Below are 18,982 nucleotides of genomic sequence, written 5' to 3'. Positions count from 1 at the left end.
ATTTTAAACAAGATGCATAAAAAACCAATAAACCATAAGCGTGTAGAACGCATCATGCAGGAATGCTGCCTGTTTTCAAAGTCCTGTAAAAAATATATCTGCACAACGGATTCAGATCACGATGAACTGATAGCAGATAACCTGATCGACAGAGACTTTACAGCAGAAGAGCCTGATTCCAAGATGCTCAGCGATACAACAGTGATCACGACCGGGCAGGGAAAACTCTACGTAGCCGGTATTCTGGATCTGTATGGAGATATGCCCGTAGGGATCGCGATGAGCACTCGCAATGATAAAAAGCTTGTAATGGATGCATTTGATGATATGATCATGAGAGGATGCGGAAAGCCCGGCTGTATCATACACTCGGACCGAGGCTCCACCTACTGTGCAACGGAATACAGGCAGCTGATCAGTAAACATGATTTTCTTTGCAGTATGAGCAGAAAAGGAGACTGCTGGGATAATGCTCCGATGGAAAGCTTCTGGGGAAAAATGAAATCGGAATGGCTTTCAGATAAGTATGATACGATCCAGCAGGCGAAGCGGGATGTATATGAATACGTGTGGCATTTCTATCCGAAAGAAAGGCCACATGAAACATTCGGATATTTAACTCCTGACGAGTTCTACAGGCAGGGGAAAAACGAGGTTTGATACTCTACTTTTATGGGTGCACCTCAACTGGTGCAGAAAGGGTTACCAGTAACGGGATGAACACCTTGTGTCCGAGGGTACCCATGATGATTTTTGCGTTGTCGATAAATTCTTCAAGTTCGCTTTCTTTTTCTTCTGTGATATTACCTGGTGTAGGGTCATTGCCGTTTTTTACAACATAGCGTTTAGCTTGAACCGCCAAGCCACAGAAACGATTTTCAAGATAGCTGATTTCAGTTGGACCAAAGGAGTTGTTTGAGGTCGTAAATACAATAGCCTCTGTCCAGTAATCTTTTTCTGGGTTGCGTTTATGCTCTTGCAGGCGATGTAAAATGCCTTCGCCATTTTTTCTTGCGCCTGCCTGTCCGATATATACAACGCTTTCTCCGGTTTCTTCGGTTTTACCGAAAAGGAAATAAACGCCACTTTGTTTAAGGTCATCTCTTTCCTTACATTTATCTAATTCCGTTCTTGGAATTTTATATGCAACACCAGTCCAGTTTGCCAGTGTGCATTTCATACGTCCGTTTGCATCTCCGTCCATAAGGAAGAGATTGATGCTTTTGCCACGTGCCATTGCAAGTGCCTCCTTACTATAATCTTTGCTGTGTCCCTAAAAGAGGTACATTTACTTCCTGTAGGAATTCGTTGCATTCATCGATATCTTTGCCGTAAAAAGCGGTAAATAGATATTTGTATGCTTCATGTTCACGGTCTCCCTTAATAAAGGTCATACCGCCAAGGCTTAAAACCTCTTCCATTTCAGATAAGTCCAGAGATAATCCAACACCCATCGCAACCAAAGGACGCATTGTAAATTTGTGAGTGCCACCCTGGACACGAGAGAAATTCATTTTATCGAGTTTGGTTTTTGTTTCAAAGGTAGTTTCATACCAATGCTCATCGTCCATGCGTTGCTTCATCCACATTGCCGGAGTAACGGCGGTAGCTTGACTGCGTTTGAGTTTCTTTTCAAACTCCTTTGATTTATTGAAAAGTTCGGTGTTTTGAGTGTTTGCCTCAAAGGTTGATTCTTCACGGAAAACACTGTCGGAACGATACATAATGCTTGGAAGTCCATGCATCAATCCGTCTGGCACCAAGCGTACTGAAAAATCAAGGGCGCATTCTGTGAGATGGTTTTTGGCATATTTCGTTAGTGTTTTTTTGCCAAAGGAATTGGTTTGTAAGTACTTAGAATCATTTAAAACAAAATAACCATCAGCGAAATGAAATGCACCTGTATCTAAAGCGGCTTTAAGTAAATCATTTGAGAAGTACAGTTCAAAGGCCTGGATACGAGTAATAGGTCTAAGATGATATTTTGCGGTCGAACCTTTTTTGTTACTCTGAGGTGTTCTTTCGTTGTTTGTGGCATCGGTACTGCAATATTCTTCGGCTTCTTGATATCCTAACTCAAGCATTCTTATTGCAGCAGATTGCTTTGATACAGCAAAAAAATCAGAAACGACATCAATAACATTTGAGGTAACTGACAATTTAGTCAGACCATTGTTGCTACAGAGCAGTTTATAGGTTTCATCAACTTTTTTTCTAAAGGCATTACGAGGCATTAAAATTTTAGGGGCGATAGTCTTTGCCTGCCATTCCATTTTATCCTCGTCAGACCATTGCCCACCGAGAAGGCTTCCGAAGTGCGAAGTGCGATTATTACAACGGAACGCAAATTCAGTACCATTTTCATGGGTGCGTTTAAAGTTGAAATAATTACGATGTCGCCACCAATGAAAACATTCATGGGCTATTGTGTTATTGACTCTTCCAGTGTTTAAAATATCTGCATCTACAAATAGTGTAGGATGGGATACTTCGTATCCGATGTTTTGCTCCGTAGACCAGTCATACACATCTATTATGCCATTGGTAAAGGCGATAGCACCTTGTACGCTACCGTCATAAGAAAGGTATTCCGTATCCACGATATCCAAGGACATCAGTCTTGTTGCAATATCGCGAATAGGGATACATCTCGGAGTGTCTATAGCATCGGCGCATTCGTACTTACGCAGGAAGTCTTCGGCCTCTTTTTCCAAATCTTGAACAAAGTGCATAAATGGATTTTTGGCCATATGAATTCCTCCTGTTAGTCTTTTTTGTTGTTGCCGTAAGGGGCAGTATCTTCAGCTACCTTTGAAAGAGGCGTGCTGTTAATAATATCGGTATAGTTTACAGTAGTTGCAGGACCACGCAAAATGCGATACACCTCAGTTATAAATACGTTGGCGAATTTTGCTCTAATTTCTTCATTGTTTAAAAGAAGAGTATAGAAATCAACATTTTGGTCATAGCCTTCTACTAATGCATCTTGCACGCAGTCATCGTATGTGAATTTGAATTCACTTAAGGTATTATTCTTGGCGCTCTTCTCAAGACGGTCTTTTAGAGCAGGATTTTTCAAAAGCAAGTCGCGGATTTGCATTGCTGCTTTGGTAGTAAAATCCGGTTCATAATCCTTATCATACAGAGCGTTTACCTCGTCGATGATCTGGGAAAGCAGTTTTTTCTGTTCTTCTTCAATGCTTGCAGGCTTTGGTTTCTTGATTTTTACTTCTGGCTTGGCTTCGATTTCATCTCCTTCGTGTTTTTCCATTTGCTTTTGCCTAAAATCACTTACTGTAATTTTGTCTGCTATATCGAAGTTGTTTCCGCCACCGCCAGGATTGAGTTCTTTAATCAAGTAGGAGAGGAAGTTATATCTCTTATGAAATTCGAGATTTTCATAAGCCGTAGCTTGGATTAGGAAACAATATCCCTTTAAGAAGCGGCGAATTGTAATCTTGATTTCCATCTGTTCCAGTTCAGGGTGCTTTGTAATCAGCTTTAATGCACTGTCAAGCAATGCCCACATACGTTGCTTATCTTTGGAAGTACGGTTTTCCTTATACAGATAAGTGTTAAATTCATCAATATCGTCTGCATCCAAAAATTCGTAGGCATCAATTTCGCGGTCAAGGTCACGAATGTCGGACGGCGAAATAGTCTCGAATAAAACAGTATCTTTGTAGTAAGGTTCAAAAGCGGCCTTGATATCATCGTAGCTGTTTTTGAAGTCCAAAACAAAAGTGGTTTTATCATAAGGAGGGCAAATTCTATTCAAGCGAGAGAGCGTCTGTACAGCCTGCACACCACGCAAACGCTTGTCGACATACATTGCCACCAATTTCGGCTGGTCGAACCCGGTTTGATATTTATCGGCAACGATAAGAACCTGGTAGCAACTGCGGTCAAATTCGTATCGCAGTTCTTCTTCCTTAAAGCCATTCATAACAGGTTCGGTGTATTCTATATCGTTCAGCTTTACTTTGCCGGAAAAGGCCACAAGTGCTTTGATTCCGGAATATCCCTTTGCCTGGATGTAATTTTCAAACTCTTGTCTGTATTTAACGGCAGCAGGACGGGAGGAGGTAATTACCATTGCCTTTGCTTTACCACCGAGGCAACCTGCAACATTTGCTCTAAAATGCTCGATGATAATTTCAACCTTTTGTGCAATGTTGGTATCATGCAAATCGATGAATCGAGCCATTTTACGTTTCGCTGCAATGGATTGAAGTTCAGGGTCACCTTCGATAGCCTTATTAATGTGGCAGTAGGTTTTCCAGGTAACATAGTTATCCAGAACATTCAGTATATATCCCTCTTCAATAGCCTGCTTCATGGAGTACAGGTCAAAGGATTCTTTCTTGCCCTCTGCGTTAAGGGTGCCGAAAAGCTGAAGGGTATCCGGTTTAGGAGTAGCAGTAAAAGCAATCATAGAAACATTTTTCTGTTTACCGCTTTTCTGGATTTCCTCAAGCATTTTATCTTCTTCGGTTTTTTCTTCCTCATCTTCTTCGTTGGTCAGCACATTTGTAACTGATTGCATATAAACGCCTTCGGTGGAAGAGTGTGCTTCATCAATCAGTACTGCGAATTTCTTATTCTTAAGGTCGCCGAGCAGATTGTTATTGAGGATATAGTAAAACTTATGGATTGTAGTAACAACAATCTTTGTGTTTCCGCCAAGGGCGATAGCCAGATCTTCTGAATCGCACTTGTCGTCCATAACTTTTACCTGTCCGCTTTTATGCTCGATACCGAGGATAGCCTCTTGAAGTTGGCGGTCAACGATGATACGGTCGGTGATAATCAGAACCGTATCAAATACATTATCATTATTTGCATCATGGACAGTTGCCAGTATATGAGCCAACCAGGAAATGGTTTCAGTTTTTCCGCTTCCTGCAGAATGCTCGATGAGGTAGTTGCAAGATGTATGATTGATAATGACATCATTCATAACACGCTCAACGGCACGAAGCTGATGGAAACGTGGGAAAATCAGAACCTTCGACTTCTTGATTTTTCCAGTGTCAGCATTTCGTGTTTCTTTTTTCTTGATGTAAATAAAACGCTCAATCAAGAACAGGATTTTATCTTTTGTCCAGATATTTTCCCACATATAGGAAACATTCAAGCCATTTTCATTATGAGGATTTCCTTTGCCGAAGTTCTCGCCAATGTTAAATGGATTAAAGAAGGTATCTGTACCTTTGAGTTCGGTTGTAAAATATACTTCATTTAAATCCATAGCAAAGGCAGCGAAAACGCCGACCTTGGTCTTGAAAAGACGGGTAGTGGCATCACGTTCTTCCTTATACTGTTTGATGGCATCTTTATAAGTTTGACCTGATGTGTTGCACTTCAATTCGATGGCAAATATCGCAAACCATTGAGGAACAGAACCAAGTCTACTCGCTCATCGGCTTTGTGATATACCTCTTCCATAACAGAGAAGATATTCTTCTTGTAATTTGCAACAGCCTGTGTATTGATGGTGCTGTCTGGTTTACGATACATCAGTTTTAATGTAACGCCGTTGTCAAATTCGACACCGTGTTTGATTACATCAATCAGACCTCGGCTTTCTTTGTTTATTTCAGAGTTGATGTAATTAATAACCGTTTCTTCTGTGCGGTCCTTATACATACGGCGGAGGTGTTCCATTTCATCGTGCTGTGTGTCCTCAAGGAACTCAAGAAGCATCTCGGTATCCATAGCCAGTCCCGGTTGATATACTGTATTTGGACGGGTACGAAAACCGTTGTCTTCATGCAAGCGTTCCATAATCAGTTTTTGATAGTCTTCTTTTTCTCGAAGTTGGTCTGCTTTGATAGGCATATTATTGAACCTCCTTTACTCGTTTTTTACCAGTAACATATTCATAAATTAAAGCCTCTTTATGTTTTCGCATTGCGTACAACTGGGCAGATTTGATAGATACAGTCGCATCAATATCTGCACATACTCTATCAAGATATTCAATCAAAACCGTCTGTTCTTTAATTGGAGGCAAGGTGACCGGAAGGGTTGCGTACTTATCTGCCCCTATGTTTTGTATCGTTGCTTGGGTAAATACGGTATTCTTCCAGTTTTCATATCCAACACCTAAGGTTGTGTAAAAAAGGAAACGAGGATTGAGTTTATTTCTGTCTGTATTCGCCTTGATAAGATAGCCGGCAAACGCTGCGGGACCGCAATCGGATGTATAGTAAAAAGTTTTACCAACCGTTGCACCGCTTCTTGCAAACAACACATCTCCGTCTTTCAGCATATAGGGTTTGGCCAGATCAGCACGAAGTGAAAGTTTTCCTTCTTCCTTCAAGGTGTTATCTTCTGCTATATCCGTGATTCGGATATAGCGAGGATTTGCATCATCAAAATTATCCCCTGATTCATTGGCACCATATTGTAATGGCGAAGCAAGAGCATATTTAAGCTTTTTTGCATCCCAATGTGCTGGAATTTGTCCGATAGTCATGATACCGCTATCCTTCATAGGAACACTTTTGCCAAGCCCTTTTGTCACGATTTCTGTGATTATTGCTTTACGGTATGCCATCAACTTATCAATTTGTGACTCTAAGTCAGTGATAATACTGTTTAATTGCTCGCAGGAAGTATCCAAAATATTAGCTATCGCTATCTGCTCCCATTCGGGAGGTAGAATGATTTTACATTCTTTCAATATTTTTTGGGATACTGTGTACACTTTGACTGCATACACATTTTTTCTAATCTGAGTTCTCCATGCATCAGTCTGAAACAGATATGCTAAATAGCGGTTATCAGTTTTGGGTGACGAGAAAATGATAGTGTGATATCCAGCGTAAATTATGTCATCAGAATCAACATAAACACAATTGCCACAACCATCTAAATCCTCAGACGTATCAGCAAAAATAAAATCGCCCCGATGCACTCGACTATTGGCACATCCTCGAATATGCCGTTCCTCAACGAAACGAATCAATTCAGGAATTATTGTTGTTCCGGTATTCTCTTTAGAGTGAATTTGACCATAACTTATTACAGCTATGCCTTCATCAACTAAGTCCTCTTTGGTGATTGATAATCCTTTTGAATGGCCAAATACATCCTTAATTCGTTTGGACTCATCCCATCCACAAGGAATCAATCCAACTCCTTCAATTCCACTTTGTTTATAACCTCCCATTATTCCGCCCCCTTTTGCAAGGCTGCGATTTTAGTAGAAAGCGAAGATTCCAATTCCATAAACTGTGCTAACAAATCATCTGCTTTTTCGGGCTCCTGATATTCGTAAAAGTAACGAGTAAAAGGAAACTCAGCACCTAATTTTTCCTTGTTTGTTACACTTACAGCCTTCTTCTCGTCAAACTCGTAGCAGTAAATAGCGTCCGGGATATGAGGGAATACTTCAGCATCCATATAAGCCTTAACATCTTGGTTCAAGCGAATGATTTCTGTATCCTTAGTAGTAGGGTCAATAATGATATGACCTTTTTTGTCCTTTTGAACAACGGCTGTTTTATCGATAACCGACATCTCCATAGCAATTCCACCTAAACGGGAAGGAGACAAACCATCTACATCTGCAAGTGCCTTTTTCAAAGCAATCTCAAATTTTGAAAAGTCGGTATATACAGTGTCTGAGATATGATCGGTCAATGCTTCGATAACGGCGGCAGTAAACTCACGTCCCTTAATCTGCTTCTGATATGCTTTCTCATCGGCATCACTACGAGGATTGGTCTGTTCTAATTCCTCGAATTTTGCCTCATTGAAAATATTAGTATTCGCCGTAAAATAAGCACTATTACGAAGTGCCTCTATGGTATCTGCATTGATAGCACCACTACGCTGAAGTGGCTGGTACACAGACCATTCCTTGTAAAGAAATTCTTCACGGTCAAAAATCTTGCTTTCAATCACACAATCATGCTTGCGTTTTTCGTCCCATATGGTTTTCTTACCAGGAGCAAAATCGGAATACATTTCAGTAATGAGTGTAATCTGCTTCTTGGAAATTTCTCTACGTTTTTTACCGAGAGAGCGTTTCAAAGGAGTCCACATATCGGTAGCATCAATAAACTGAACCTTGCCGTTGCGTTCATCTCTTTTTCCTTTGGAGAGAATGAAGGCATAAATAGCAATGTCAGTGTTGTAAAACAACTGAGAAGGCAGTCCGATGATAGCTTCTACCAAGTCATTTTCAAGAAGGTATCTTCTGATCTGGCTTTCGCCACTGGTTGTGTTTCCAGAGAAAAGAGGAGAGCCATTTGTAATGATAGCTGCACGGCCAACTTTTTTCTGCATTTTTGCAACGGCGTGTTGCATGAAAAGTAACTGCATATCTCCGGTTGCCGGAAGACCTGCAGGGAATCTACCATCTTTTCCTTTTTTATGTTCTTTACGTACAGCTTTTTCAACACCGTCTCCGGCATCTTTGCCGCCCCAGGATTCGCCAAAAGGCGGATTAGCGATGACAAAACGCATATCGGTGTCTTCGAAACAATCCTCTTTCATTGTATCAGCAAAGCGGATATTTTCAGCAGACTGGTTCTTAATCAGCATATCTGCAAGACAGATAGCGTGGGATTCAGGACTATTTTCCTGTCCAAACAGGCGGACATTGGCATCCGGATTCATACGAACAATGAAATCGTGAGCAGTAGCAAGCATACCACCTGTACCACAGGCCATGTCTAATACGGTAACTTCACGACCTTCGCTGAAAATATCACTGCATCCTTCAGCAAGCAGAATGCTTGTCAGAAGACGTATAACTTCACGAGGGGTGTAATGGTCACCAGCAGATGCGTTTTCAGAGAATCTACGGATGATTTCCTCAAACATATAACCCATCTTTAAATTATCAACTTTTTCCGGGTCTAAGTCCAGTTCAGAAAATTTCTTAACAACGCCAAGTAAGCGGTTGTTCTTATCAAGGTTTTTTATCTCCTCCTTAAATTTCAACTCTTCAAAAATTGCCTGCACGTTAGGAGAGAATGATTCAACATAGAAAGTGAGATTCTCTACAATAGCAGGTGCTTCTGTAAGTAATTTTTTCAAATCATATTCGCAGGTGTTGTAGAACTGATAGCCCGATTTCTTGCACAATAACTGTGCAGGTGCTTTTGGGTTTTTCTTATATGTGTCTAAAACTGCGGTTTTCGTTGCTGCCAAGGCACATTCAAGGCGACGAAGGATAGTCATCGGAATGATAACATCCTTATACTTGTCAGGCTTGTAAGGTCCTCTTAATGTATTTGCAATAGAAAATACCATTGCTATTTCTTTGGACGCATCAATAGTCTTATCGTCCATCATAACTTCTGTAATTTTAGCTTTAGCCATAATATCTGGTTCCTCCGGATTAATATTCATTAATATCGATACCAGCCTGTAGCAGTCGTTTATATCTTTCGTTTGAAATAATAACCGCCATAGGCTTACCGTTTTTCAGGACAAATCCTGCTTTGTCCTCTTCTGATATGGTGGTAATAATTCGTGAAGACTGACCACGAAGGAAATCTGACATATTGTAATGCTCCATTGGAGTAATGCTTTTCTTTGTTTCAGACATTGTTTGCCCTCCTTACACTTATCACTATTTTATAGTATGGCATAAAGTAATTACATTTACAATGACATTTGTGTAAACATTTATATGTATAATTTAGATTATCTATAGAATTGCAAAAATTTTCGTAACTTGACGAGTTACGATTTGACACCTACAAGTCCCTAAATCCCTGTCTTCTGCATTTCGTAAAACATGGAAATGTATGGTAGACAGGGATTTTTTGCGTGTTTTACTTGTAACTCGCCGAGATTCGGGTTTTCCGAGTCTTACAGATAAAATTAAAGTGTCGGAAGGCAATAGCCACGATAAATAACAATTATTCCAATGCCCGAAGTGGTCGACCTTAAGGCGGCGGATACATCAAGAGTTTGTTCACGGTATAGCCGTGGACTGACCAAAGATGTACCCACCGTGCTTTGTTATGCCCATTTTCGGTATCAGAGTCGGCGTACATCGCCTCGTCGGCTCTTTTTGTATCCCTGCCGCCAGCCTTTCGGGCGAAAAAGAAAGGCAGGGATTTCAAATGAGGAAATTCAAAACAGCGGAAGAAAACCGTACAAATTACATCTATTACTTCAATGACGGCAGCAAGTGTGTCATCACTCCGGGAGAAGACGGAGAAAACACTACCATCATCGCACAGCTTCATGCGATGGATGATGAACAGGTCGATGCTGACCGCCGTGAGGAGTATCACTGCCCGGTTCATTATCAGGCTTACTCCAATGGCGAAGGTGAAGATGCGGATGACCGCAACCCTTACTTATGCGACACAGCTGCAGACCCACTGGAGCAGATGCTTGCCTCTATCAATGAGCAGGAGCATTCGGAGAAGGTGGACAAGCTCAAGGTAGCACTCACAACTTTGACCGACCTTCAGAAGAACACCGTTTACAAGAAATTCTACCGCAACATGTCCAACGTGGATATTGCAGCGGAAGAAGGTGTATCTGAGGCGGCTATCCGTAACCGCCTGAAAAAGATTTTCGCAAACCTTGCGAAAAAAATCTAAGAGATGAGGGTTCGATTCCCCCGCTTCTTTCGCATATGGACAGAGGGATACAACAAAAGACCCTCGGAAAGGAGCCAATGCAATGAAACACAAAGTATGTATCAACGTTGCAAACCCCGGCGGTACACCGACCCCGGTAGTAAGAAGCGGTACGGTGCAGATTCGAAAGCGTCTGCTCGACTTCCTCTTTGGGCAGCAGGTCAATGTCCTTGTCCTGTCCCCTGGCGACTCGGTGCAGACTGTCGGGATCCGAGAACTTAAGGAAGGAGGTAAGGACCGTGACTAACAATCAGAAGTACAATTTATTTCTTGATGCGGTGAGAATCATCCGCTCTCTGGCTGATGTGTTCGAGGCAATCGCAGATACCTACAAAGATGCAACTGTAGTAGAAGCCGATGCCAAGGTCATTGATGCACAGGAAGTAAAGGAACTCCCCGCTGAGAAGGAAGTAACCCTGGAAGATGTCCGTGCCGTTCTGGGTCAGAAGAGTCAGGCGGGTATGACTGCCGAGGTGAGAGAACTCATCAGAAAATACGGTGGCACCAGACTGTCAGATATTGACCCGGAACAGTATAAGGCACTTCTCGCAGAAGCGGAGGTGCTTGGAAATGAGTAAACACGCTTTCCTTTCTCCTTCCGGTTCACACCGCTGGCTGAACTGTACACCAAGTGCGATGCTCGAATCCGAGTTTCCGGGTGGCAGCAGTTCAGCCGCCGAAGAAGGAACCGCAGCCCACGCCTTTTGCGAACACAAGTTAAAGAAAGCACTCCGCAGAAGAAGCAAAAGACCTGTCTCCGATTACGATAGTGACGAGATGCAGGAGTACACCGATAGTTATGTGGATTATGTGTTGGAGCAGCTTGAAGTCGCAAAGCAGACCTGTAAAGATTCGATGGTGTTGATTGAGCAGAAAGTAGACTTTTCGGAATATGTCCCGGATGGCTATGGCACTGCAGACTGCATCATCGTATCGGACGATACCATGCAGATTATTGATTTTAAGTACGGGCTGGGAGTTTTGGTGAATGCCGAGCAGAATACGCAGCTGATGTGTTATTCCATCGGTGCGCTGAACCTCTTTGACAGCCTGTATGACATCAAGGGAGTCACGATGCACATCTTTCAGCCTCGCAGGGAGAATGTTCAGAGTTGGACTATCCCGGTAGATGAACTAAAAGCATGGGCAGAAAACGAACTGAAGCCGAAGGCACAGATGGCATTAAACGGCGAGGGTGAATATCACCCCGGCGAATGGTGTCAGTTCTGTAAGGCAGCAGTCCGATGCAGAGCAAGGGCTGAAGAAAAACTTCGTCTTGCACAGCAGGAGTTCAAAATGCCGCCGCTTCTTACGGATGCTGAAATTGAAGAAGTGCTGACCATCCTTCCTGACCTTACTAAGTGGGCAGACGGTATCCTGGCTTATGCCACCGATGCAGCAGTCAACCACGGCAAGGAGTGGAACGGATTCAAGGTTGTCGAAGGTAGATCCGTCCGCAAGTACAAGGATGAAGAACTGGTCGCACAGGCAGCCAAAGACCACGGCTATACCGATATCTATCGTCAGAGCCTTATCACTATGACGGAGATGCAGAAGCTGATGGGCAAGAAACAATTTGACCAGATCCTGGGTGACCTCATTGTGAAACCACAGGGTAAGCCGACCTTAGTTCCGGTAACGGACAAGCGTCCGGCAATGAACGTAACAAACGCCAATAACGAATTTAAACAGGAGGATTAATATCATGGCTATTTCTAAGACAAAAGTTATCACAGGTGTAAACACTCATCTCTCTTATTTCCATGGCTGGGAGCCTACCAGCATCAACAACGGACCTGAGAGATACTCCGTTTCCGTACTTATCCCTAAGTCTGACACTGAAACGGTGAAGGCTATCGATGCCGCAATCGAAGAGGGGGTTGCCAAGTTCGGCGGCAAGAAGCCTAACAAGGCCGCAATCAAGCTTCCTTTGCGTGACGGAGATACCGAGCGTGATGATGAGGCCTATAAGGGTCACTCCTTCATCAATGCCAACAGCACGACTCCGCCTCAGATTGTGGACAAGTATGTGAAGCCTATCCTTGACCGCAACGAAGTATACTCCGGCTGTTATGCTCGTGTGTCTCTGAACTTCTATGCGTTCAACAGTAACGGCAACAAGGGCGTGGCATGCGGCTTGGGCAACATCCAGAAGATCCGTGACGGTGAAAGCCTTGGCGGCAGAAGCTCTGCAACTGACGATTTCAGCACTGTGGCTGATGACGATTTCCTTTCCTAAACATATAAACCCGGCGGGCGGTGGTGCTGCCACCGTCTGCCCACATTGAATAACGAGGTGAACGTAATGAACGAAGTATATGAATTTATGAAACAAGTCGATGTGATAGTCCTTTTCTGCCTGATCTACGGTCTTGCCATCAATGGTATCGTATGGGCAGTGTGCGAAATTTTCAGCTTTGTGGTCAAGAAGGCAAGAGCTTTTATTACAAAACACAAAGAGAAAAAGGCTGTACAGAAGGATGATATGACGGAGTAAACATGACGGGCGGCGGAGGATATTCTTCCGCCGCTTTTGTCGTAGAAAGGAGCAGCTATGCAGCATTTAAGCATTGATATTGAAACCTACTCCAGTGTGAATCTGCAGAAAGCTGGAGTTTATAAATATGCCGAGAGTCCTGACTTCGATATCCTTCTGTTCGGTTACAGTGTGGATGGCGGAGCAGTCCAGGTCATAGACCTTGCCTGCGGAGAGAAGATTCCTACGGAGATTGTGGATGCCTTGTCGGACGAATCGGTTATCAAGTGGGCATTCAACGCACAGTTTGAGCGTGTATGCCTGTCGAATTATCTTGATACCTGGCTTTCTCCTGACAGCTGGCACTGCACGATGGTGTGGTCGGCGACACTCGGTCTGCCATTGTCCCTGGAAGGGGTGGGGGCAGTTTTGGGACTGGAGAAGCAGAAACTGACCGAGGGAAAAAATCTCATCAAATACTTCTGTGTTCCCTGCGCCCCTACCAAGACCAATGGCGGCAGAACCAGAAATCTTCCACAACCTGGATCACTCGAAGAACGGTGCTTAAGTGGCTCACTTTCAAATGAACACATGTGGCTCAAAATCAAACGAGCGCGTGGCTCACTTTCTAGTTGACATTCATATGTTCTCAACGGAAGTTGCCTGCGAAGCTCGGATGACCGAGGCAATGTTGAGCTGTAGCTGTGCCTGATAGCTACTTTTGTCTCCAAGCATCTGGTTGATTGCCTTGACGACAGAATCCTGAAGGACCAGCTCGTTGATGGTTCTGGCGTGGCATTCCAGTCCAGTGGATTCCAGCCTGTTGATGCAGCGCCAGACGATAGATTTAACTCCACGATTGTTCCAGTGGAGCCTTCGGAACATTTCGCCGCATTCACCGCAGATGACAATTTGTGAGAAGCAGTGGTTGCAGCTGTAGCTTCGTTTCTTGCCGTTGGCACTGGTTTTGACTACTCGCCTGCGAACCAACTCTTCTTGAACCTGTAAGTAAATGTCTTTCGGGATAATAGCTTCGTGGTTACCTTCTACATAGTACTGAGGGACGAGACCGTTGCTCTTGACTCTGGTTTTGTTCAGAAAGTCTGTTGTGTAGGTTTTCTGGAGCAGGGCAGTCCTGAAGGACCCATGCTTTGATAATTCATTATCCAGTTTCCCAGTGTCGAACGATTTACGCCCTTTGCTTTTGCAAAAGAGTTCATACTGCGTGATCCATCAAGGAATTCCTCTACTAATTTGATTTTTTCTGTTTTACTGTATTTTGATTTCCTCGTCATCGAAAATCCCCCTCCTTAAAGCTTACTGTTTTTTTATTTTATCTGTCTACTTTAAGGGGAGCATATCATCGCCGATGTATTTCTCGTTGCGAAGAATCTTGTTGATGGTGCTGGTATGCCATCGAGGTTTTCCGGCGCCGGTAAGAATACCATCCGCTTCAAGTCCTGCAGCAATCTTGTCCATGCTGTAGCCTTCAAGGTACTCTCGGTATATTCTCTTTACAACTTCAGCCTGTTCTGGGTCAATGACGAGATTGCCTTCTTCATCTTTGGTGTAGCCAAGGAAGCGGTTGTGGTTTACCTGTACCTGACCATTCTGGTAGCGGAACTGGAGACCAAGCTTTACATTCTGACTTAAGGATTGTGATTCCTGCTGGGCCAGAGATGCCATGATAGTGATAAGAACTTCGCCCTTAGCATCCTTTGATCTGCTCCGGCGCGGTGCAGCCGTTTTTATATGACTCGTAAAGCACTGCTATTTCAGAAGCTGCTTCAAGTCTTCTTCAGGCGTTGTTATCGGAGCGATGCTGAAATTCTCCACGAGATAGTTCAGCACATCAGGTGAAATAAACGCCGGCAGTGTAGGACCGAGGCGGATATCCCTGATGCCAAGGTGAAGCAGTGTCAGCAGTATACATACAGCTTTCTGCTCATACCAGGAAAGCACCATGGAAAGCGGCAGGTCGTTCACTCCGCAGCCGAATGCATCGGCAAGTGCAGCGGCTATTTGAATAGCACTGTAAGCATCGTTGCACTGGCCTATATCCATCAGACGAGGCAGCCCGCCGATCTCGCCGAGATCAAGGTCATTGAAGCGGTATTTGCCGCAGGCTAGGGTCAGTACTACTGTGTCGGAAGGCGTCTGCTTAACAAATTCCGTGTAGTAGTTGCGACCGGGACGTGCCCCGTCGCATCCGGCAACCAGGAAGAAGTGCCTGATCATTCCAGCCTTCACTGCCTCGATGATCTTGTCTGCCGCACCAAGTATCGTACCATGTGCGAAGCCGGTCATGACCGTGCTGCCGCCATTGATGCCTGTAAACGCTTTGTCCTCGGAATAACCGCCCAGCTCCAAAGCCTTCTCGATGACCGGAGTGAAATCCTTGTCCTCGCCGATATGAGTCATTTCGGGATAGGATACCAGTGCCGTGGTGAACACGCGGTCTGCGTAGCTTGCCTTAGGCGGCATAAGACAGTTGGTGGTGAACAGGATCGGTGCAGGAAGTTCTGTAAATTCTTTTTGCTGATTTTGCCAGGCGGTGCCGAAGTTACCCTTGAGATGCGGATATTTCTTCAGTTCAGGATAGCCATGTGCAGGGAGCATCTCGCTGTGTGTGTAGATATTGACACCCTTGCCATTGGTCTGCTCCAAAAGCAGCTTCAGATCATGCAGGTCATGACCTGAAATAACGATGAATGGTCCTTTTTCCACGGTCAGAGGAACGGTAACAGGCGCAGGCGTACCGTAGCTTTCGGTATTTGCCTTGTCAAGGAGAGCCATACATTTGAGGTTTTTCTCGCCGACCTCCATAACGATCGGCAGCAGCTCGTCCATGCCCCAGTCTTCACCTATGGCAAAGAGTGCTTTTGCAAAGAAGCGGTTTACTTCTTCATCGGTATATCCCAGTACCATGGCATGATGTGCATAAGCTGCCATACCGCGTATGCCGAAGAGGATGAGTGACTTGAGACTGCGAATATCCTCCTGTGCATTCCAGACCTTTTCCATATCATAATCATCGGTCCGTCCGCATGTGGAGGAACATACAGCACAGCCGGGCAGAAGGCTTGCCTTTTCCTCATGTACCCTTTCGATAAGCCCGCACAGTGTTTTTTCGTTAAAGCTTACATTTGTGACAGTTGTAAACAACCCCTCGATTATCAGCTGCCATGTGCCTTCATTCACTTCCGGGGCGTTATCAAGCGCATGCGCCAGCCCGACCAGTGCTCCCGTAAGCTGGTCCTGCAGCTTCGCAACATCAGACGTTTTGCCGCAAACACCCGCTCGTCCTGTACAGCCGGTGCATCCTGCCGTTTGTTCACACTGAAAACAAAACATTTTATTATCCATTTTAAATCCTCGCTTTCTTTGATTTTGATCAAGCGCTTTACGTTCATGCAAATGCTCACGATCTGTCGCAGAATAGATTTCCCGCTCTGTGTATAACAGTGTCTTCTTGATTTGCTGTTTTGATTATAGTATGATAAATTCAACGATTCGGTTGAATTTTCAACGAAAGAGGATTTTTATGAAAGATTTTTTACATGTTATACGATCATCTCAGCTTTTTTCGGGCATTTCCGAAAATGAACTTGCGATCATGCTTTCCTGTCTTGATACGAAAAAAGAGAGCTTCCCGAAAGATGCGTTTTTGCTGCGTGTCGGTGACACGGCAGAGTCGATAGGTCTTGTGCTGTCGGGTAGTGTTCTGATCATACAGGAGGATATCTGGGGCAACCGCAATATCCTTTTAAAGGCGGGGCCGGGGCAGAGCTTTGCCGCCGCCTATGCCTGTGCGCCCGGTTCGGTGCTGAATGTGAGCGTGGTAGCCGAAACACCTGTTACGGTTATGTTTTTGAATGTAAAGCGCATACTGAATGTGTGTTCGTCCGTCTGTGCGCACCACAGCCGGATCATCCGCAACCTGCTCGGAGAGCTTGCCGAGAAAAACCTGCGTTTCAGTGAAAAGCTCATACATGTGGGACAACGCACTACGCGTGCAAAACTCATGTCGTATTTTTCCGCCGAAGCGCAGCGGATCGGGAAATATGAATTTGACATTCCTTTTTCAAGGCAGCAGCTTGCAGATTACCTTGGGGTAGAGCGCAGCGGCTTGTCACTGGAACTCGGAAAAATGAAAAAAGACGGACTGCTGGATTTTTACAAAAGCCACTTCATCTTGAAAGTGTGACGTCAGTATAAAAATATTTCTTTCATATGCCGGAGAATTGATTCGTAAAATCTTCACGTCCGGTTTCATCAGCAGGGGCTGTACGGATATAGATGTTATCCATCATCCAGCGAAGTACCGGATTTGCAGAAAAGCCGGCGTCTTGAGACGCCGGCCCAGCAGTATCTTATCTGCAGCCTTTGGAAAAGCGCAAGCTTTTAAAGTTTGTTATGATCGATGCAGATCCCGGAATATTATCTCCAGTTGAATGTTACGATGCCGTAGATATAGATCACAGCGATCAGGATAGGAACGACATATTTGAAGACCGGCTTCTGCCATGACTTGACTTTCAGGCCTGTACCGGCATTTGCTTCTTTGATGAAACCGTCCCATCCCCATCCGAACTTGCTGCAGCAGAACAGTGCGAGAACAAGCGTACCGAGAGGGAGAATGTTGGTGGATACTACGAAGTCCCAGAAATCCAGCCATGTCGTGCCTTCTGAAAACGGCTGGAAGTGGATCAGGTTGAATCCGAGAGCCGTCGTCAGTGCAAGCAGGAAGACGCCGATACCGCAGATCAGGCTCCCCTTTGGACGTGACCATCCTGTGAGTTCACGGATCATAGCAAGTATATTCTCGCAGACGCCGAGTACTGTAGACATTGCAGCGAATATCATGAACAGGAAGAACAGTGTGCCCCACAGACGTCCGCCTGCCATATTGTTGAATACAGTAGCCATCGTATCGAACAGGAGACTTGGCCCTGCTGTGACTTCAAGATCGTAAGTAAAGCATGCAGGGAAGATGATGATCCCTGCCAGTACAGCAACGAGAGTGTCCAGTGCGATAACATTGAGCGCTTCTCCCATCAGAGAACGTTCCTTTCCTATATAGCTTCCAAAGATAGCCATACCGCCCATACCTACAGAAAGCGTGAAGAACGCCTGGTTCATCGCGCCGACCACCACAGAGCCGTTGATTTTAGAAAAATCCGGCTTCAGGTAGAAGAGCATGCCCTTTCCTGCTCCGTCTAAAATGAGACTGTGTACTGCCAGTATGATCATCAGGATCAGCAGTGAAGTCATCATGATCTTTGTGATACGCTCCAGGCCGCCCTGCAGGTGAAATGAAAGGATCACGAATGCTACTGCGACGGTGACAAAAAGAAAAGTCACGTTGACCGTCGGATCTGATATCATGGATACAAACCCGAGAGACTGATTCTGTCCGATCACGAATTTATAGAAATAGTATATGAGCCATCCGCATACCACGGTGTAGAACGCCATGAGAGCGATGTTGCCGACAAGGCAGAACCAGCCGAAAATGTCCCATTTCTGTCCCGGCTTTTCCAGCTTGCGGTACATGTATAGCGGGCTTGTCTGAGCAGCTCTTCCGATAGAAAATTCCATTGTCAGTGCAGGTATGCCAAGGATGATAAGGCACAGAAGATAGACGAGCATGAAGCTGCCGCCGCCGTTCTGTCCGCACATCCACGGGAATTTCCATACATTTCCGCAGCCTATCGCACAGCCTGCAGATAACATAATGAAGCCCATACGGCTTCCCAGTTGTTCACGTTTCATTATAAATAATCCTCCTCCAAAATGTTTCCTGTATTAGAAACATTTTCAAAACGTATAAGTACATTACCAGAATAATGGAAATCACACGATTTGTAAAATTGATGATTTCGTG

General features: G+C 44.4%; 19 protein-coding genes and 2 pseudogenes. 9 read left to right on the top strand and 12 right to left on the bottom strand.

Going from position 1 to position 18,982, the window contains the following annotated elements; translation table 11 throughout:
• Positions 1–660, top strand: a 660-nt coding sequence (locus tag OCV59_RS03730; protein ID WP_147593162.1) for an IS3 family transposase, incomplete at its 5' end; no start/stop codon positions are given.
• 10 nt (positions 661–670) lie between these two features.
• Here OCV59_RS03730 and OCV59_RS03725 read toward each other — a convergent pair.
• Genes OCV59_RS03725 through OCV59_RS03695 form a run of 7 tightly spaced genes read right to left on the bottom strand, consistent with a single transcriptional unit; the run spans position 671 to position 9,568 of the window.
• Positions 671–1,237, bottom strand: a complete 567-nt coding sequence (locus OCV59_RS03725) for a GIY-YIG nuclease family protein (RefSeq protein ID WP_262584095.1) — start codon at positions 1,235–1,237, stop codon at positions 671–673.
• A gap of 16 nt (positions 1,238–1,253) precedes the next feature.
• Complete coding sequence (locus tag OCV59_RS03720; RefSeq protein ID WP_147593161.1) at positions 1,254–2,750, bottom strand: ImmA/IrrE family metallo-endopeptidase; 1,497 nt, start codon at positions 2,748–2,750, stop codon at positions 1,254–1,256.
• A gap of 14 nt (positions 2,751–2,764) precedes the next feature.
• Positions 2,765–5,368 (bottom strand): DEAD/DEAH box helicase family protein, encoded by a 2,604-nt coding sequence (locus OCV59_RS03715; RefSeq protein WP_262584094.1) that lies wholly within the window; start codon positions 5,366–5,368, stop codon positions 2,765–2,767.
• On the bottom strand, positions 5,365–5,841 hold the full coding sequence (locus tag OCV59_RS03710) for a hypothetical protein (RefSeq protein WP_262584093.1): 477 nt from the start codon (positions 5,839–5,841) through the stop codon (positions 5,365–5,367). The genes OCV59_RS03715 and OCV59_RS03710 overlap by 4 nt, the downstream gene beginning before the upstream one ends.
• Position 5,842: 1 nt before the next feature.
• Complete coding sequence (locus OCV59_RS03705) at positions 5,843–7,177, bottom strand: restriction endonuclease subunit S (RefSeq protein WP_147593160.1); 1,335 nt, start codon at positions 7,175–7,177, stop codon at positions 5,843–5,845.
• Entirely contained in the window at positions 7,177–9,339 is a 2,163-nt protein-coding gene (locus OCV59_RS03700) for a type I restriction-modification system subunit M (protein WP_147593159.1), read from the bottom strand. Before OCV59_RS03700 ends, OCV59_RS03705 begins: the two co-directional genes overlap by 1 nt.
• 19 nt (positions 9,340–9,358) lie before the next feature.
• On the bottom strand, positions 9,359–9,568 hold the full coding sequence (locus OCV59_RS03695; protein WP_117553284.1) for a type II toxin-antitoxin system Phd/YefM family antitoxin: 210 nt from the start codon (positions 9,566–9,568) through the stop codon (positions 9,359–9,361).
• Between the two features lie 523 nt (positions 9,569–10,091).
• On the opposite strand from OCV59_RS03695, the gene OCV59_RS03690 reads away from it, so the two are divergent.
• From OCV59_RS03690 to OCV59_RS03660, 7 genes and pseudogenes are all read left to right on the top strand, one after another.
• Complete coding sequence (locus OCV59_RS03690; protein ID WP_147593158.1) at positions 10,092–10,580, top strand: RNA polymerase sigma factor; 489 nt, start codon at positions 10,092–10,094, stop codon at positions 10,578–10,580.
• 82 nt (positions 10,581–10,662) lie between these two features.
• Positions 10,663–10,866 carry a hypothetical protein gene (locus tag OCV59_RS03685; RefSeq protein ID WP_147593157.1) on the top strand — a complete coding sequence of 68 codons (204 nt, stop codon included), beginning with the start codon at positions 10,663–10,665 and terminating at the stop codon, positions 10,864–10,866.
• Complete coding sequence (locus OCV59_RS03680; RefSeq protein WP_147593156.1) at positions 10,859–11,197, top strand: rRNA biogenesis protein rrp5; 339 nt, start codon at positions 10,859–10,861, stop codon at positions 11,195–11,197. The genes OCV59_RS03685 and OCV59_RS03680 overlap by 8 nt, the downstream gene beginning before the upstream one ends.
• A complete protein-coding gene (locus OCV59_RS03675; RefSeq protein WP_147593155.1) occupies positions 11,190–12,320 on the top strand; it encodes a DUF2800 domain-containing protein in 1,131 nt (376 codons plus the stop codon). The genes OCV59_RS03680 and OCV59_RS03675 overlap by 8 nt, the downstream gene beginning before the upstream one ends.
• Positions 12,321–12,324: 4 nt before the next feature.
• Positions 12,325–12,858 (top strand): DUF2815 family protein, encoded by a 534-nt coding sequence (locus tag OCV59_RS03670; protein ID WP_317239783.1) that lies wholly within the window; start codon positions 12,325–12,327, stop codon positions 12,856–12,858.
• Between the two features lie 66 nt (positions 12,859–12,924).
• Positions 12,925–13,116 (top strand): hypothetical protein, encoded by a 192-nt coding sequence (locus OCV59_RS03665; RefSeq protein WP_147593153.1) that lies wholly within the window; start codon positions 12,925–12,927, stop codon positions 13,114–13,116.
• Positions 13,117–13,173: 57 nt separating this feature from the next.
• A pseudogene (locus tag OCV59_RS03660) lies at positions 13,174–13,632 on the top strand (hypothetical protein); the annotation flags it as partial.
• A gap of 102 nt (positions 13,633–13,734) precedes the next feature.
• Here OCV59_RS03660 and OCV59_RS03655 read toward each other — a convergent pair.
• From OCV59_RS03655 to hcp, 4 genes and pseudogenes are all read right to left on the bottom strand, one after another.
• Entirely contained in the window at positions 13,735–14,085 is a 351-nt protein-coding gene (locus OCV59_RS03655) for a zinc ribbon domain-containing protein (RefSeq protein ID WP_394802990.1), read from the bottom strand.
• A 104-nt stretch (positions 14,086–14,189) separates the two neighbouring features.
• A complete protein-coding gene (locus OCV59_RS03650; RefSeq protein WP_147593152.1) occupies positions 14,190–14,390 on the bottom strand; it encodes a transposase in 201 nt (66 codons plus the stop codon).
• A 58-nt stretch (positions 14,391–14,448) separates the two neighbouring features.
• Positions 14,449–14,811, bottom strand: a pseudogene (locus OCV59_RS03645) (recombinase family protein); the annotation flags it as partial.
• A gap of 54 nt (positions 14,812–14,865) precedes the next feature.
• On the bottom strand, positions 14,866–16,461 hold the full coding sequence (hcp, locus tag OCV59_RS03640; protein ID WP_262584092.1) for a hydroxylamine reductase: 1,596 nt from the start codon (positions 16,459–16,461) through the stop codon (positions 14,866–14,868).
• 178 nt (positions 16,462–16,639) lie between these two features.
• On the opposite strand from hcp, the gene OCV59_RS03635 reads away from it, so the two are divergent.
• A complete protein-coding gene (locus OCV59_RS03635; RefSeq protein ID WP_147593151.1) occupies positions 16,640–17,302 on the top strand; it encodes a Crp/Fnr family transcriptional regulator in 663 nt (220 codons plus the stop codon).
• A 233-nt stretch (positions 17,303–17,535) separates the two neighbouring features.
• Here OCV59_RS03635 and OCV59_RS03630 read toward each other — a convergent pair whose 3' ends face one another.
• Positions 17,536–18,870: a sodium-dependent transporter gene (locus OCV59_RS03630; protein WP_147593150.1), complete on the bottom strand. Its 1,335-nt coding sequence runs from the start codon at positions 18,868–18,870 to the stop codon at positions 17,536–17,538.
• Positions 18,871–18,982: the final 112 nt, after the last annotated feature.

The organism is Brotomerdimonas butyrica, from assembly GCF_025567305.1.
Classification (GTDB): Bacteria; Bacillota; Clostridia; order Peptostreptococcales; family Anaerovoracaceae; genus Lentihominibacter; species Lentihominibacter butyricus.
The sequence above is the reverse complement of the archived record's forward strand: the minus strand, read 5'-3'. Positions and strand labels throughout refer to the sequence as shown.

Coding starts and splice junctions, on each gene's coding strand:
- OCV59_RS03710 (WP_262584093.1), bottom strand. CDS start 5,841: ATGCCTATCAAAGCAGACCAACTTCGAGAAAAAGAAGACTATCAAAAA.
- OCV59_RS03675 (WP_147593155.1), top strand. CDS start 11,190: ATGAGTAAACACGCTTTCCTTTCTCCTTCCGGTTCACACCGCTGGCTG.
- OCV59_RS03670 (WP_317239783.1), top strand. CDS start 12,325: ATGGCTATTTCTAAGACAAAAGTTATCACAGGTGTAAACACTCATCTC.
- OCV59_RS03700 (WP_147593159.1), bottom strand. CDS start 9,339: ATGGCTAAAGCTAAAATTACAGAAGTTATGATGGACGATAAGACTATT.
- OCV59_RS03650 (WP_147593152.1), bottom strand. CDS start 14,390: ATGACGAGGAAATCAAAATACAGTAAAACAGAAAAAATCAAATTAGTA.
- OCV59_RS03720 (WP_147593161.1), bottom strand. CDS start 2,750: ATGGCCAAAAATCCATTTATGCACTTTGTTCAAGATTTGGAAAAAGAG.
- OCV59_RS03630 (WP_147593150.1), bottom strand. CDS start 18,870: ATGAAACGTGAACAACTGGGAAGCCGTATGGGCTTCATTATGTTATCT.
- OCV59_RS03695 (WP_117553284.1), bottom strand. CDS start 9,568: ATGTCTGAAACAAAGAAAAGCATTACTCCAATGGAGCATTACAATATG.
- OCV59_RS03685 (WP_147593157.1), top strand. CDS start 10,663: ATGAAACACAAAGTATGTATCAACGTTGCAAACCCCGGCGGTACACCG.
- OCV59_RS03690 (WP_147593158.1), top strand. CDS start 10,092: ATGAGGAAATTCAAAACAGCGGAAGAAAACCGTACAAATTACATCTAT.
- OCV59_RS03665 (WP_147593153.1), top strand. CDS start 12,925: ATGAACGAAGTATATGAATTTATGAAACAAGTCGATGTGATAGTCCTT.
- OCV59_RS03705 (WP_147593160.1), bottom strand. CDS start 7,177: ATGGGAGGTTATAAACAAAGTGGAATTGAAGGAGTTGGATTGATTCCT.
- OCV59_RS03725 (WP_262584095.1), bottom strand. CDS start 1,237: ATGGCACGTGGCAAAAGCATCAATCTCTTCCTTATGGACGGAGATGCA.
- OCV59_RS03635 (WP_147593151.1), top strand. CDS start 16,640: ATGAAAGATTTTTTACATGTTATACGATCATCTCAGCTTTTTTCGGGC.
- hcp (WP_262584092.1), bottom strand. CDS start 16,461: ATGGATAATAAAATGTTTTGTTTTCAGTGTGAACAAACGGCAGGATGC.